11 protein-coding genes are annotated in these 14,984 nt (G+C 66.2%); 7 read left to right on the top strand and 4 right to left on the bottom strand.

The window, feature by feature from the left end; all coding sequences use genetic code 11:
• The first annotated feature begins 95 nt into the window (after positions 1-95).
• Both F7O44_RS31650 and rpsT read left to right on the top strand, forming a co-directional pair.
• Positions 96-1,583, top strand: coding sequence for a C39 family peptidase (locus F7O44_RS31650; RefSeq protein ID WP_162449435.1), 1,488 nt, complete (start codon positions 96-98; stop codon positions 1,581-1,583).
• Positions 1,584-1,764: 181 nt separating this feature from the next.
• The gene (rpsT, locus tag F7O44_RS31645; protein WP_162449434.1) at positions 1,765-2,025 is read left to right on the top strand and encodes a 30S ribosomal protein S20; all 261 of its coding nucleotides are present in this window, start codon (positions 1,765-1,767) and stop codon (positions 2,023-2,025) included.
• Positions 2,026-2,176: 151 nt separating this feature from the next.
• Here the strand turns inward: rpsT and F7O44_RS06500 are convergent, their stop codons facing one another.
• On the bottom strand, positions 2,177-2,848 hold the full coding sequence (locus F7O44_RS06500; protein WP_162449433.1) for an HAD family hydrolase: 672 nt from the start codon (positions 2,846-2,848) through the stop codon (positions 2,177-2,179).
• Positions 2,849-3,906: 1,058 nt separating this feature from the next.
• On the opposite strand from F7O44_RS06500, the gene F7O44_RS06495 reads away from it, so the two are divergent.
• The 5 genes from F7O44_RS06495 (at position 3,907) to F7O44_RS06475 (ending at position 10,412) form a co-directional block, all read left to right on the top strand.
• Positions 3,907-4,620, top strand: coding sequence for a hypothetical protein (locus F7O44_RS06495; protein ID WP_162449432.1), 714 nt, complete (start codon positions 3,907-3,909; stop codon positions 4,618-4,620).
• The gene (locus F7O44_RS06490) at positions 4,617-6,740 is read left to right on the top strand and encodes an Rv1355c family protein (RefSeq protein WP_162449431.1); all 2,124 of its coding nucleotides are present in this window, start codon (positions 4,617-4,619) and stop codon (positions 6,738-6,740) included. The genes F7O44_RS06495 and F7O44_RS06490 overlap by 4 nt, the downstream gene beginning before the upstream one ends.
• Before the next feature lie 5 nt (positions 6,741-6,745).
• Positions 6,746-9,007: a putative bifunctional diguanylate cyclase/phosphodiesterase gene (locus F7O44_RS06485; RefSeq protein ID WP_162449430.1), complete on the top strand. Its 2,262-nt coding sequence runs from the start codon at positions 6,746-6,748 to the stop codon at positions 9,005-9,007.
• Positions 9,008-9,169: 162 nt separating this feature from the next.
• Complete coding sequence (locus tag F7O44_RS06480) at positions 9,170-9,670, top strand: transcriptional regulator (protein WP_162449429.1); 501 nt, start codon at positions 9,170-9,172, stop codon at positions 9,668-9,670.
• 58 nt (positions 9,671-9,728) lie between these two features.
• A complete protein-coding gene (locus F7O44_RS06475) occupies positions 9,729-10,412 on the top strand; it encodes a FadR/GntR family transcriptional regulator (protein WP_162449428.1) in 684 nt (227 codons plus the stop codon).
• A gap of 41 nt (positions 10,413-10,453) precedes the next feature.
• Here F7O44_RS06475 and holA read toward each other — a convergent pair whose 3' ends face one another.
• From holA to F7O44_RS06460, 3 genes are all read right to left on the bottom strand, one after another.
• A complete protein-coding gene (gene holA / locus F7O44_RS06470; protein WP_162449427.1) occupies positions 10,454-11,431 on the bottom strand; it encodes a DNA polymerase III subunit delta in 978 nt (325 codons plus the stop codon).
• Between the two features lie 61 nt (positions 11,432-11,492).
• Positions 11,493-13,856 carry a DNA internalization-related competence protein ComEC/Rec2 gene (locus F7O44_RS06465; RefSeq protein WP_162449426.1) on the bottom strand — a complete coding sequence of 788 codons (2,364 nt, stop codon included), beginning with the start codon at positions 13,854-13,856 and terminating at the stop codon, positions 11,493-11,495.
• Between the two features lie 3 nt (positions 13,857-13,859).
• A complete protein-coding gene (locus tag F7O44_RS06460) occupies positions 13,860-14,960 on the bottom strand; it encodes a ComEA family DNA-binding protein (protein ID WP_222851132.1) in 1,101 nt (366 codons plus the stop codon).
• Positions 14,961-14,984 lie beyond the last annotated feature (24 nt).

Genomic DNA, 14,984 nt, shown 5'->3' with positions numbered 1-14,984 from the left:
GTGCCGCCCGCTTGCGCGGCTTCGAGTGCCGTCCTTGCTGACACGTGGCGGCCGGAGGCTCCCTCTACAGCAGCGTTTGGGAACGAGGAGTAGGTGTGTCCCGCTCAGCTCGAACGTGGTCCAGCCGGGCCAGGTCGGCCGCGTCTGTTGTCTCGGTTTTCGCACTCTTCTTGATCTGCGCACCTGCCAGCGCGGCGGTGAACCATACGCCCCTCGGCTGGACCAGCGGCGCTGATCTGCCGGAATCCCATGCCGATCCGTCCGATGCCAGAGTCGACTTCACGTCCTGGAAGACCTGGGCCGAGTGGCGCTCGGGCGAGGGCGAAGGCGTCACCTCGTTGCCCGGCCAGCGCGCCGGCGTCGTCATGACCTCCGCCGCCGGCACCACCAAAGTCGACGACACGCCCAACGGGCCCCGCATCTGGGAATACGCGCGCTGGACCTCGCCGGTGCATGAACTCTCATTCGACGCCACCGAACTGGTCGCGTCCTGGAATGCCTCGACGCCTGGCGAATCGTGGATATCGGTCGAAGTGCAGGGCACCTACACCGACAACTCGACTACCCCGTGGTACGTACTGGGCCAATGGGCCACCGAGGACACAACCATGCCCCGGACCAGCATCGAGGACCAGGAGGACGAGCACAGCGTGGTGCTCACCGACACCGTGGTCTTCAGCCCGGCGGCGGAGGTGAACGACGAACCACGCGGCGAGACCGCGCTGGAGAATCGCACCATGCCGCGCGGCGAACACGGCGACGAGAACGACGAAGAAACCGCCGGTCGGCTACTGCTCAGCTCGTACCAGCTCCGGGTCACCCTCTATCGGCCACCGGGCAGCCTCTACATGCCACGGATCTGGCTGCTCGGGGCGATGGCGTCGGACGTTCCGGACCGCAGTGGCGTGGAGCCGAGCACCGGAGGGCTGGCGTGGGGGCAGGAACTAGCCGTGCCGCGCCGTTCCAAGTACACGCATCTGGACAACTATCCCGAGTACGGCGGCGGTGAGGGCTGGTCCAGCCCGACGGCCACCACGATGGTCATGGAGTATTTCGGCGTCGTGCCACCCCGCGGCGACATGGACTGGATCGAAGCCGGGTACACCGATCCCCAGGTGGCTCACGCCGCACGATCAACCTGGGACCACGCGTTCGAGGGCGCCGGAAACTGGTCGTTCAACACCGCCTATGCAGCCTCGTTCCGGCAGCTCGACGCTTACACCACCAGGCTGCGTTCGCTCGACGACATCGAGCGATTCATCGATGCCGGGATTCCGGTCGTCACGTCCCAGTCTTTCGCCGAAGACGAACTCGACGGAGCCGGGTACAGCACTGCCGGCCATCTGATGGTGGTCACTGGTTTCACCGACGACGGTGACGTGGTGGTCAACGACCCCGCCGCCGTTTCCAACGCATCGGTCCGGCGGGTCTATGACCGTGAGCAGTTCGAACAGGTCTGGCTGCGGACTCAGCGTCCGCTCGCCGGTGGCGGCATCGGCGCCGGTCCGGGCGGCATCGTCTACATCATCAAGCCCTACGAACACGACCTCCCGGACGCGGCCGGACCGGACGAGTCCTGGTAGATCAGCGGCGGAGTTGGCTGACCCGCCGTGCGCTGGTAGGATTATCGATCGCGTGTCCGCCCAGGTCGTGGATGCGCCGGTGCACCTCACGCCGCTCACAACGAGTCCCCAATCGCTGTGTGTCCCGAGGTGGTCCGAACGCCCTCATGACCTATCCGATCGACACAAAGGCACACGTTTCGTGGCGAATATCAAGTCCCAGAAGAAGCGCATCCTCACCAACGAGAAGGCGCGGCAGCGCAACAAGGCGGTGCGGTCGTCCCTGAAGACGGTCGTGCGCCGCTTCCACCAGGCTGCCGACGCCGGCGACACCGACGCCGCCACGGAGGCGGCCCGGGTCGCCAACCGCGAGCTCGACAAGGCCGCCTCCAAGGGTGTCATTCACAAGAATCAGGCGGCCAACCGCAAGTCGTCGATCGCCAAGCGGGCCGCCTCCGTCTGAGCAGTCCCGCTGAGCCTCGCTGATCGGCGAGACTCGATCCTGCTGGCCCGCACGGGCCCCGGGTAGCACACTCACGCTTCTGTTTCGGCTGGCCCGGAGCGGCGCCGCACTTCCACGTGGAGAGCGGCGCCGTTCCTTTTCGGCCGCGACTTTAGATCCCGCTGACCTGGACCGATCCGTTGGATTCCAGGACGAGGTGGATTGCCTCGGCGCACGATCCCGCGCTCGCCGTCGGCTGGAATTCAGATTCAGCCCATACGCGCCCCCGATGCATCCACACACTGGAGATACCCGCCCGGTGCGCGCCTGCGATGTCGGACGCCGGATTGTCACCGATCATCCAAGCTCCGCCCAGTGGCGCCCTGGCGCGCTCGGCGGCCAACTCGAAGATGAGCGGATCAGGCTTCCAGACGTCTGCCTCTTCGGAGATGATCCAGCCGTCTACCATGGCGTCGAGTCCGCTGGTGCGGATCTTCGGTTCCTGAGCGGCCACCGAACCGTTGGTGACGATGAAGGTAGTCCAGCCCCCGTCGCTGGCCGCCTTCAACGCCGAAGCCACGACGGGTTCGACCGTCATGCCGCTCACAAGACCTTCGAGTATGCCTTCGGCGACCTCGTCCAACGTTCCCTCGAGGCCGTACCGGTCTTTCAGATCCACGACGAACTCCCGCAGCGGCAGCGGCGCACCGGCGTCCTTGTTCAGCAGCCAGTCAATATCCGATTGGGGGGCATCGATCTCGCCGAGGAAACGTTGCGCCCAGGCGCGCATCGCAGCTGTGCGATCAAGAAGGGTGTCGTCGAGATCCAAGAGAAGCAGCGTCATGTGCTCGACCATAACCGTAGCCGGCACGGCACCCGCCTGGAGGCATGATCATCATCGATGCGGCGAATCCGTCCAGGGCATTCATCGAGCGGCGTCCTGAACTCCGTATACGAGCAACCGGTATCTTCGCATGGAACACCAACATCCACGAGGTCACCGTCAGTCACGCCTATGGTCGAACCTACCGGCACCCAGTCGGCAGCATTGCTCCAGCGACCTGGGAAGCCCGCCGGCCCGCCCGGTACCGCCACCTCCGCAACGTTCGGATAGGCATCTCAGCACGGGCGCCTGGCTGGGCAGATGCCCCTGGCGGAAGCAGCCCCGGCCCGGATATCGCCACGTATCCGGCCGGCCCAGGCCACGGCCGGCGACGCAAGTCCCGCTCCAGGAATAAGAGCCTGGAATTCACCGCGGTACACCGCTCCCTATTTCGCAATAGAGGACATTGCGACAATTTCCGGAGCCCCGATGATCACTGTGCGTTGTTCTTCAATAACTGAGAGTGAGAATTTCCAGCACCTTGCGGCCGTTACAGACCGTGACGTATTATAACGCAAAGTAGTTTGTTGCCAATGGTCCGTTTGTCGGTTATTGTTCAACGTGTTCGCAGGAATTCCGACCGAACGGCTCGTCGCTCCAGATAGAGCAAAGTGACGAACAGCAAGCTACAATTAGTTTACTGTTCTTCATAGCGGCTCAGGATTCCTGCGGCCTCACGGCTCAGCCGTGAACCCTAGACCCGGTGCGGCTCCGCCCTACCCACCCCGCACCGAGATAAGGGGCGCGGTGCGTTCGTCCGGGGATGAACGCACCGCGCTCCACACACACAAGCGGCGGCAGGATCCATCGGGGGGCGGATCCTGCCGTCGCTGTTTCTATTTCTCGCGTGCCGAAGCCGCATTCGATCACGAGTATGGCAATCTAACAGACAGGACGTTCTGTCCTTCCAGGCCGCGCCCACCCATCCGTTTCCCAGCGGCACCCCTGCGCATGATCATTGGGGATTTATTGGGCACTATAGACATATGGAGCAGACGAGCCAAGCAACGTTAACGAGGATGAGGCCGACACCCTTACCGGGAGGTCAACTGTTCGAGTTCAGGGACGATGTGACCGGATTGTGGATGCGCTTCTACCGCCCCATGACGCGCTTCGACCTCTGGAAGCGCTACGTGGCGGGCGTCACGCAGACATATCGCAAGTTCGGGGCCGAGAATGCGCTCTCGCTCCCCCGTGTCACGCCGGAGTCGATGTGGCCGATCTTCGCGGTTCTCACCGAGCGTGACGACCACGTCGTCGGCGGTTGGTACGTCAACGGGCCGTTGACGGCGGTCAACCAGGCGTTCGCCCCGAGCGAGTTCGCGGCCGACCCGCTCTCGGCGACACTCATTGCCGAGTGGGTCTCCCAGATACTCCCCGAAGGCGCCATCGAACTGAAGGCGGGTTGGGTAGACAACGCTCATCCAGCCAAACGGGCGCTCGCCGACACCATCGGCCGTTCCGTGATCCACTCATTGCACATGCTCGAAGCCCGATACGCCTTCGCGACGGCTGCCGAGCACGCGATCCGCCGCTGGCAACTCGCCGGCGGCAGCCCGTTGCCCGGCATCGCCCCCACGCCCTACCCGGATGAGCGCTACTCGACCCACTTCTATCACTGGGACGCGCAGACCGCCTTCGACATGGCCAGCCCTGCGCAGCAAGACCTGTTCTTACTCGACCTGAAATCGACCCCACGGACACTGGTGACCAGTGGGGGTCCGGTCAGATGACACAACCCGTCCCGGACGACACCGAAGCATGGCGTCCTGTTCACGTTCACAAGCCCAGCGAATTGTCCCGGCTGAGCGCCGATCCCCACACCAAGGTGTTCGACCGGGTGGATCAGCAACGCCGGGACCTCGCCCGGGTGCTGCCCTATCCGGACCCGCGCCACCTCGACGAGCCGACCCGCTGGTACTACTACCCCTGGCGCCGCAGTATGGTCCACCTGCTCGGACCAGAAGCATTCCAGGCGCTACGATCCGACCGGAACCGGAACAAGCTCACCGCTGACGAACAACAACGTCTACGGCAACTCACCATCGGAGTGGTCGGGCTCAGCGTGGGGCACGCCATTGCGCACACCTTGGCGCTGGAGGGCATCTGCCGGGAGATCCGGCTGGCCGACTTCGACGAGATCGAATTGTCCAACCTCAACCGGATCCCGGCGAGCGTGTTCGATCTCGGTCTCAACAAAGCCGTGGCTGCCGCCCGGCGCATCGCCGAGATCGATCCCTACATCGAGGTGAGCATCGATCCGAGCGGCGTCAGCCTCGACTCCACCGACACATTCATGACCGGGCTGGACATCGTCATCGAAGAATGCGACTCCTTCGACGTGAAGCTCGCCGTCCGGGACGCCGCACGGCGGCACCAGATCCCGCTCATCATGGAGACCAACGACCGCGGCCTGCTCGACATCGAGCGCTACGATCTCGAGCCCGATCGCCCGTTGTTCCACGGCTTGCTGGGCGACACCAAAGCCAGCGAGCTGATGGGGCTCTCGACCCGCGACAAAGTCCCCTACATCCTGCGTATCCTCGAGGCCGACAAGCTCTCCGCCCGGGTCCTGGCTTCGATGACGGAGATCGACGAGACCGTCAGCACGTGGCCACAGCTGGGCGGCGACATCCAGTTGGGCGCAGCGGTCGTCTCAGCGGCGGTACGCCGGATCGGCCTGGGACAGCCGCTGCGGTCCGGCCGCGTACGCGTCGATCTGCACGAGGCGCTCGACCGGATCGCCGAGCCGGCCCGGCCGATGGCGACGGACGCCCACGACGTGTCGGCCGAACCGGAGGAAGCGCCCGCCGTAGCCCGAGACGCCGTCGTTCATGCCGCGCGGCTCGCGCCGTCCGGGGGTAACACCCAGCCGTGGACATTCACCGCCGACGATTCGAATCTGCTGATCCATCTCGACCCGGAGCAGACATCGACTTTGGACGTCGCCTTCCGGGCCAGCTATGTCGGCATCGGCGCCGCGTTGTTCAACGCAAGGGTGGCAGCTGCCCGGCACGGCATACTCGGCCCGGCCGAGGTCTTCGCCCACGCGGGCGACGCGTCGCCCGTGGCACGGCTGGCCTTTGCCGACGCTGCCGACGACGAACTCGCGAAGCTGTACGAACCCATGCTCCGGCGGGTATCCAACCGACGCGTCAGCGAGCCGCGGCAGCTTCCAGAGCATGTCGTGCCGGAGTTGCGGCGCGCAGCGGAGCGAGAAGGCGCCGAGGCTGTCGTCGTCACCGATAGAGAACAACTGCGCGAGCTTGCCGAACTGTACGGCGAGTCCGACCGGATACGCTTTCTCACCGACCACCTGCATCACGAAATGATGCGGGAACTTCGCTGGCCAGGCGTCGACGACCTGGACTGGGGGCTCGACGTGCGCACACTCGAGCTCGATGCCTCGGACCTCGCGAAGCTCGGGGTGGCGCGGCGGTCCGACGTCATGGCGGTGCTGGCGGAGCAGGACCTCGGCCGGGCCCTGGGCGAGATGAGCCGGACCCGGATAGAAAGCACGTCGGGCTTCGTCATCGTCACCGTCGACGGCGCGGACCCGGCCGACTATGTCCGCGGCGGTCAGGCAGTTGAACGGACGTGGATCCAGGCCGAACAACTCGGGCTCGCGGTTCAGGCCATGTCGCCGGTGTTCATATACGCGGTGGATTCCGCGGATTACGGCCAGCTCTCAGTGTCGTACGCTGAACAGCTGAGGAGTCTGCACAGGAAATTCAATCAGTTGACCGGGATAGGCAATCAGCAGATCGCACTCACGATGCGCATCGGCTACGCTCCATCAATCAGCGCCCGAAGCCGTCGCCGGCCCGCTGAACGTATAGTCCGGGTTGCCTGAAGAGCATGGAGCACAACTTGGGTATGGACCCCGATACGATCCAGCCATTGCTGAAGTCTTTGGCGGAGACGACGCATGCCGTGGCAGCGGATGTCATCGCCGTCGACGACGGCGTGCCACTCGCCTCGTGGGGTCGTGCCGTGAATGCCGGAGTCCAGGGCGAGGCATTGTCGGAAATGCGGGACACGATCCGGGATGTGACATCCGACGTCGCGAACCGGGAACCTGACGACGCCATTGCCGAAGCGCTGATACCCGGTTTCACACTGATGGCTCACGGACTGTGGCACAAGAGCTTCCGCGGCAGCTTGTGCATCATGCGCCCGGACGACCAACCGTGGACCGAGAACGACCGCGCGCTGCTGAAGATGGCTGCCGACCTCTGCCGCTCGGTCATGGAGGCCGGCAACATCTCGCGCGATCACGGACGCAGGCTCGATCTGCTGGTCTCCTACGTGGCGTCGGAGCTGATGGGCGTCTCGGCCATGGATCACTCCGAGACCACCTACCGCGTGCTCGGGGAGCTCGGCCGCTTCTTCGAAGTAGACACGTGCTACCTCCGGCACAATGATCCACAGCTGCGCGCCAGTGTCCTGGTGGACGAGTGGCCACGGCGCGAAGACGTCCCTGACCCCGATCCACTCGGGGTCATTTCTTGGGACGACCCCATCTCCGCGGTCACCAAGGACCTCCGGGAGCCGTACGTAGTCCGGCCACGCGGCGGGCCGGAAAGCTACCAAGCTCGAGTCGAGGCCGGCTCCGGGATTCATCAGGCGTCAACTGCCATGGTGCCGCTCGTCAGTGGCGATACCACCCGGGGCGTGCTGGGTTTCGTGCACTTCGGTGACCGGGACTGGAGCCGTGCGGAGATTCGCGCTCTGCAGGCCATCGCCTCCCTTCTGGTCCAGCTCGATGCGCGGGTGACCGCCGAGGAGAGCCTGCATCACCACGCCTACCACGACGAACTCACCGGCTTACCCAACCGGAGATCGTTCGTCGAAACTCTGACGGACATCCTCAAAGAGAACCCGGAAGCGCCTCTCACGGTGCTCTTCGCCGACATGGACCGGCTGAAGACGGTCAACGACGTACTAGGCCACTCGATCGGTGACCTGTTCATCCAAGCCGTCGCTGACCGCCTGCGGGAGTCGGTTCGTCCGGACGACATCGTCGCGCGGCTCGCCGGGGACGAGTTCGTCATCGTGTTGCGTGGCGTCGACAACGTCGAGCACGCCGAGCGTATCGCCCGCCGCCTGCTGAATCATCTGACCGAACCGCTTGATGTGGGCGGTCACGTGGTCAGCCGCAGTGCCTGCGTCGGGCTGGCCGTGAACGGCGGCAATTCGAGCGCCATGGAAGAGCTGCTCGGCAATGCCGACGTGGCGTTGCTGGAGGCGAAAAAACGCGGCGGCAACTCCGTGGTGTCGTTCAACGATGATCTCCGCTGGCGCCTCCTCGACCGTGCCGATCTCGAGTTCAGGTTGCGCACGGCCATCGGCGAAGGAGAGATGCGGCTGTTCTACCAGCCGGAATTCGATCTACGTGGTGGCCAGATCACGGCCGTGGAGGCTCTGGTCCGCTGGCAGCATCCGGAACGTGGCCTGCTGTCGGCCGACTCTTTCGTCTCCGTGGTCGAGGAGATCAACCTCTCGGCCGAACTCGGCCGATGGGTCCTGAACGAGGCATGCCGTCAGCTGGCGGAGTGGAAACGGAGCTCGATTCCCGCACCGGACGTGGTTCGTGTCAACATCTCGGCAGGTGAGCTGATCAGCGCGGACTTCGTCGGGTTTGTCGGCACGCTCTTGAGCCGGTATGGCCACAAGCCGCAGGAACTCGGCATCGAGATCACCGAGAGCACGGTGATGCGCGACATCGACGATGTTCTGGCCACACTTCTGGGGCTGCGCAGGCTAGGGGTCTCCATTGCCATCGACGACTTCGGCACCGGATACAGCTCGCTGTCGCACCTGAAGCAGCTGCCGGTGCACACGTTGAAGATCGACCGCAGCTTCGTCTCCACTCTGGCTCATGACAGCGGTGACCGGGCCATCGTCTCGGCCATCATCCGCCTGGCCGAAGCCTTCAATCTGAGCACCGTGGCCGAGGGTGTGGAGGATATCGACACGGTCACGGCGTTGTTGCAGCTCGGCTGTGAGCGGGCACAGGGATACCTCATGTCCAAACCGGTGTCCGCCGCCGACATCACCAAACGGCTAGCCGAGCCCGGAGACTATCTCGGCAGCAGTTGGTGGATGGGACGATCATGACAGATACCCGTTACGCCACCGTGGCCTCGAGCACCGATGACGGCTATTCTGTGCTCTGTCCACGTGTCAAGGCCGAGGTCGTATCGACCCCGGTGTACGCGTGCAGCAAATACACTGTGATGTGGGGGAGCAGTGAGGTAGGGCGGCCTTGGGAGCTCGACAATGAATGAAAGCAAGCTGGACCCGACGGATACAGATTTCGCGAAGGTGGTGGGCGAACGGCTGCGGAAGGTCAGGCGCCGAAAGCAGCTTTCCCTGCAGGCGGTCGAGGAAAGATCCGGCGGTGCTCTTCGCGCCGCGGTGGTGGGATCATACGAACGGGGTGACCGGGCCGCGTCGGTACGCAGACTGGCCGAGCTGGCCGACTTCTACGGTGTGCCGGTCGATTCCCTGGTATCGACCAAAGAGCGGGAAACGTCTCAGGATGATGATGACGACGGCAAGGTTGTGCTGGACCTCAACGCCTTGCGCAGTGCACCCGAAGAGGCCGAGTACCTGATCAACTTCGTCACTGGAGTCCAGCAGAAACGCAACGACTTCGGCGGCAACATCTTGACCATTCGCTCCAACGACGTCTGGATGGTGTCATCGGTCTACGGCTGGACGGCCGGGGAGCTCCGGGAAAAGATGGCGGCTTGGGGCGTGATCGCCGATCAGGGCTGACCCTTCTCGCCGGAGAAGACCGACCCTTCTCGCCAGAGAAGAAAGGCAACGAGAGAACATGGCCGTCACTGACACGGCGATCGACCGGATCAAGGAGATGATCGTCGCCGGCGAACTCAAGCCCGGTGACCGGCTGCCGAAGGAGGCTGAGCTCGCCGAACGCCTGGGTCTGTCCCGAAACTCGCTGCGCGAAGCCGTGCGTGCGCTCGCGCTGATCCATGTGCTCGACGTGCGCCAGGGTGACGGTACATACGTCACCAGCCTGTCCCCGGACCTCCTGCTCGAGACCATGAGTTTCGTCGTTGATCTCCACCGCGACGACACCGTGCTCGATTTCCTCGAAGTTCGCCGTATCATCGAGCCGGCCGCCGCCAGCATGGCTGCCATCCGGATGCCGGACACCGCCATCGCCGAACTCGGCCGCCATCTGAGCCAGCTCGGCGATGACCCCGATGTCGACCAGCTCGTCGCCAACGATCTCGAGTTCCACCGGATGATCGCTCAAGGCTCCCAGAACGCCGTGCTCTGCTCGCTCGTCGAGAGTCTCTCCGGCCCAACTCAGCGAGCCAGAGTATGGCGCGGTCTCACCCAGGCCGATGCCATCTCACGGACGCTGACCGAACACCAGGACATCTACGAGGCGATCCGCAATCGCCAGCCCGATATCGCCGCGGCGACGTCCACGGTCCACGTGGCCGGTGTGGAACAGTGGCTGCGCACGACGTTCGCCGAAACCCGTTAGCGCCTCGCGTGGTCTCATGACTTCAAGACCACCCCACCGAATCAACTCGAGCGGGCTTGCCCTATCTGCACCAACGCATTGGTCAGGGCCAACGTGGAGTCGTTGGCGCCGCCTTTCACGGCTAGATCGGCTGCCGCCACCGCGCGGATGGCTTGGGACAGTCCAGTGGGGGTCCAGCCTCGTAGCTGGCCACGTAGGACCCGGATCTTCCACGGCGGCACGCCGATGTCGCGCGCGAGGTCGGCATCGCGCACGCCCCGCGCCGCACCGGCCAGACGTGCCAGCGCTCGAAGGGCCGTCGCCAGTGATCCGATGACCAAGACCGGGTCAGTGCCCGTCTGCAAAGCCCATCGCAACTGCTCGACCGCCTGGGCGGTGTTGCCTTCAACGGCCCGGTCTGCCACCACCCACCCCTTGACCTCGGCCCGGCCCTCGAAGTAGGTGGCGACGACGTCGGTGTCGACGATGCCGTCCAGAGCGTCGGAGGCTAGCTGCGACGCCGCGGATGCAAGGCCCCGCAGGTCTCCGCCCACGGCATCGACCAGTTGCCGAGCCGCGGGCTCGTCGATCCGCCCGCCCGCGTGACGGACCTCGGCCCGGACGAAACTCACCTGGTCATCGGGCTTGGTCAGGCGCTCGGCCTTGACCTCGTGAGCGCCTGCCTTGCGCAACCGGTCGAGCGTCTTCTTCGACTTGACGCCTCCTGGATGCACGAGCACCAGATGGATGTCTTGCACCGGCGATTTGACGTGCGCCACCAAGGCCTCGCTGACCGCGTCCGACACATCCTGGACATCCCGGACCACCAGGACCCGGCGGGTGGCGAACAGCGATGGGCTGGCATGCTCGGCCAGGCTTCCAGGTGTGAGGTCGGCACCGGCCACTTCGGAGATGTCCGAGTCCGCGTCGGCCTGGCGAGCGGCACGGGCGACCGCGGCGACGGCACGCTCGGAAAGCAAGGCTTCCGGCCCGACGACCAGGGTGACGGGAACCAGCGGATCCACGGTTCGAGTAGGCATATCGCGACACAGCATGCCACGCCCGGCCGACAACGAGCCAAGTGGGAGACGACCACCGGTCTCAACGGGCGACGACGGCGAGGCTCTCGTCCTCGAGCCGCACCACGGCCATGGTTCCGTCCTGGTCGGTGCGCCGCACCTCCACGCCGGCACGTTCCAGCACGCCGAGCACCTCTTCGGAGGGATGCCCGTGAGAATTCTCCCCGACCCCGATGAGAGCCAGTTCGGCTTCGAGCCCAGCCAGAAATCGCTCCTCCTGGCGTGCCGACCCGTGATGCGAGACCTTGAGTACGCGGGCGGTCAGGTCGGGTATCGTCCGGAGCAAGGCGCGTTGGGCCAACGGCTCGACGTCACCGGTCATCAGCATGCTCACGTCGTGGAGTTCCGCAGCCAGCACCACACTGGCGTTATTGGGATCGGACTCCTCGGACGACCGGATGATCCGTCGCGGCCACAACACCTCCATCGAGATCTCGCCCACTGCCCACCTGTCCCCCGCCCGCGCCACGTGGATGGGCACTCCGGCCGCGTCCAGCCACGCGGCCACCTGCGCCGCGTTGGGTTCGGGCTCAGGCAGCGGCGAGACGAGAGCATGGTCGACGTCGCGTCCGGCCAGTACGCCCGGCACCCCATCGACATGGTCTGCGTGATAGTGGCTCAGGACCAGCAACGGCACCCGCGAGATACGCAACGAGTCGAGGCACCGGCGCATCATGACCGGATCCGGGCCGGCATCGACGACCACCCCGGCCCCAGGCCCGGCACGTATGACGACGCCGTCGCCCTGGCCGACGTCACACAGCACCATCACCCATCCATCGGGTGGCCAGCCGGGTGCCGGAACCGCCCGTAGTAACACCAGCACGAGGACGGTAGCGGTTCCGGCCGCGACCAGTGGCCGGCGAAACACCACCGGCAGCACCGCGATGCCCACGACCGCGAGTGCGATACCAACTAAAGCACCCGGCCTGCCGTCAGCCCATTGGTACTCCGAGCCGGGCTGATAGGCGAGCCACCGAGCCACGGCCGCGATCCACCACACCGGCCAGCCGGCCAGCCAGGCAATGGCGGCGGCCAGCGGCGGGACGACGGGCGCCACCACGGTAGCGGCCACCCCGAGCACCATGGCGGGGGCGACCACCGGGGCCACCAGGATGTTCGCCGGCACCGAGGCGATACTGAACTGGCCGAACACACCCAGCAGCACCGGCGTGCAAGCTACCTGGGCGGCCAGCGGCACCGCGACGGCCAGCGCCAGCGGGCGCGGCAACCACGTCATCGCGCGTTCCCAGGACGGAACCAGCAGCAGGATGCCGGCAGTGGCGGATACCGAGAGCGCGAACCCGACCGAACGGGCCAGCCACGGATCGACGAGCACCAATACACTCACCGCTGTCGAGAGCGCGGGCAGGGCACGCCGCCGCCCGGCGAAGACAACACCGAACACCGCGACAGTGCCCATGACAGCCGCGCGCAAGACGCTCGGATCCGGCCGTACCAAGAGGACGAAGCCGACCAGGCTCAACACACCCACCAGGGGTAGAGCGGTTCCTCGTACCCCGATCAGCCGCGCCACTCCGAGTACGGCGAGCAAGACGATGCCCACGTGGGTACCGGAGACCGCCGTCAGGTGTGTCAGACCGGTGATGCGCATCTCCTCGCGAGTCTCAGCTCCCATCATCGATTCGTCCCCCACCACCATCCCCGGGATGAGGCCGCGGTGCGCCCCTGGAACAACGCGCACCGCTTCGCGCAGCCCGGCCCGCAGAGGCTCGGTCAGCCGGGCGATCCGACCCGGTCCGCCGACGAGTTCCGGCTCGCCGTGCACACGCACGAACGCCGCGACGTCCCGGCCTTCGGCTGATGACATCCAGCCGGTGATCCGCACCCGCTGACCAGGCAGAAGCGTGCTCCACACAGCACCGCCGGCCACCGCCAGGACCGGGGTGCGAACCCGATACTCGCCGCCGCGTCCGGAGATCTCATCGACCCGGATCCGCACCAGCACGTAGCCGGCTGTGCCGGGGTCGTCGCTACCGGCCCGCGCGGTTTCCCGGATCACCGGGTCCGTGGACACCACACCGTCGATGTCGACCTGGGCCTCTTGCGCCGCGAGATCGGCCACGGGCCCGTCCCGCACATGTGCGGCACGCGAGGCTCCGATGATCGCGCCGACGGCGAAGCAGACCACCACCACCGCCACCAGAGCACGGCGCGTCCGGGCCGGGCGCCAGGACACCACCACTAGTACCCCCAGCACGGCGAGCAGCGCGCCGGCGAAGGCCAGCCGGGCCGGTGCCATCAGTAGGCCCGCCAACGCGCCGGCCCATAGGCAGCCGGCCACCGGCACGAGCCTCAGGTCGAGCGCCTCACCAGCGGGCGCGTTCCGCGCGTCGTCGCCGGAACGCAGGTGGAATGCCGACATGATTCAGACCCTGACCAGCGGGGCGATGTCGGCAAATCTGCTCGGGCCGATGCCGGCTACTTCGTGAAGCTCGTCTACGTGATTGAAGCGGCCGTTCTGTTCGCGCCAGTCGATGATGCGCTGGGCCAGCGCCGGCCCGATGCCGGGCAGCGTCTCCAGCTGCTGACTCGACGCCGTGTTCAGGTCGATCAGGTCACCTGCGCCCCCTGGGCCGGCCTCCGGGGCGGTACCGGCGCCGGCGTCGCCACCGGCATCGGCTGGCGGCTGGTGTCCAGGAGGCAGCTCCACACCTACCAGAACCTGCTCACCGTCGGTCAGGACCCGCGCGAGGTTGAGCGGTGTCAGGTCGGTGCCCTCGGCCGCACCACCGGCCGCGTCGATCGCGTCGGCGACCCGCGAGCCGGCCGGGACCGTCACCACGCCTGGCCGGCCGACCTCGCCGGCAACGTGGATGACAAGCATGCCGTTGTCCGGATGGCCACCACCGGCCGACCCTTCAGTCGGCGGGTGCTCGCTTTCCATGCCGGTGGCGCCCGATGTGTCCTGCTCCGGGGCCGGTGGCAGGTGTCCCGCGGCGTCGTGACGGGCACCCGGATCAGCCGGACGCTCTGGAACCGGGGTTCCCGTCTCGACGATCTCGGCACCCACCGGCACCGGCTCAGGACGCGCGGTGCTGTAGATCACCGCCGCCACGGCGAGCCCAGCCACCAGTAGGAGGGCGACCACGAGGATCTGTCCGCGCCCGAGCTCTGTGCGCGGCCGACCTGTGCCGGCGGTGCGTGCCTCCCAGAGGCCACGCACGGCCAATGGCAGCCGGTCGATGAGCGCTCCCGATACCGGGCCTCGCACGTACTGGCTCCCTGGCTGGTCACCGGACGGTTCGGGCACGGTGTCGCCGGCGTCGGCCGGCGGGGCGTCATCGGTGTCCGCGAGCGCCGTCTCATCAGCCTGTTCCGGCACCCGCGGCACCCACCCGCCCATCCGGGTCGGGCTGCTCGCGTGGCGGCCCTCCGCCCGGCTGTCGGCTGCCAGCCGGGCCACCCGGTGCCGGGCGACGACACCGAGATCCTCTTCGGTGTCTCGGCTGAAAAGTGGCAAGCGCATAGCCGCGACCTTCGCAGCGGCGAC

Source organism: Phytoactinopolyspora mesophila, assembly GCF_010122465.1.
Taxonomy (GTDB): domain Bacteria; phylum Actinomycetota; class Actinomycetes; order Jiangellales; family Jiangellaceae; genus Phytoactinopolyspora; species Phytoactinopolyspora mesophila.
The sequence above is the reverse complement of the archived record's forward strand: the minus strand, read 5'-3'. Positions and strand labels throughout refer to the sequence as shown.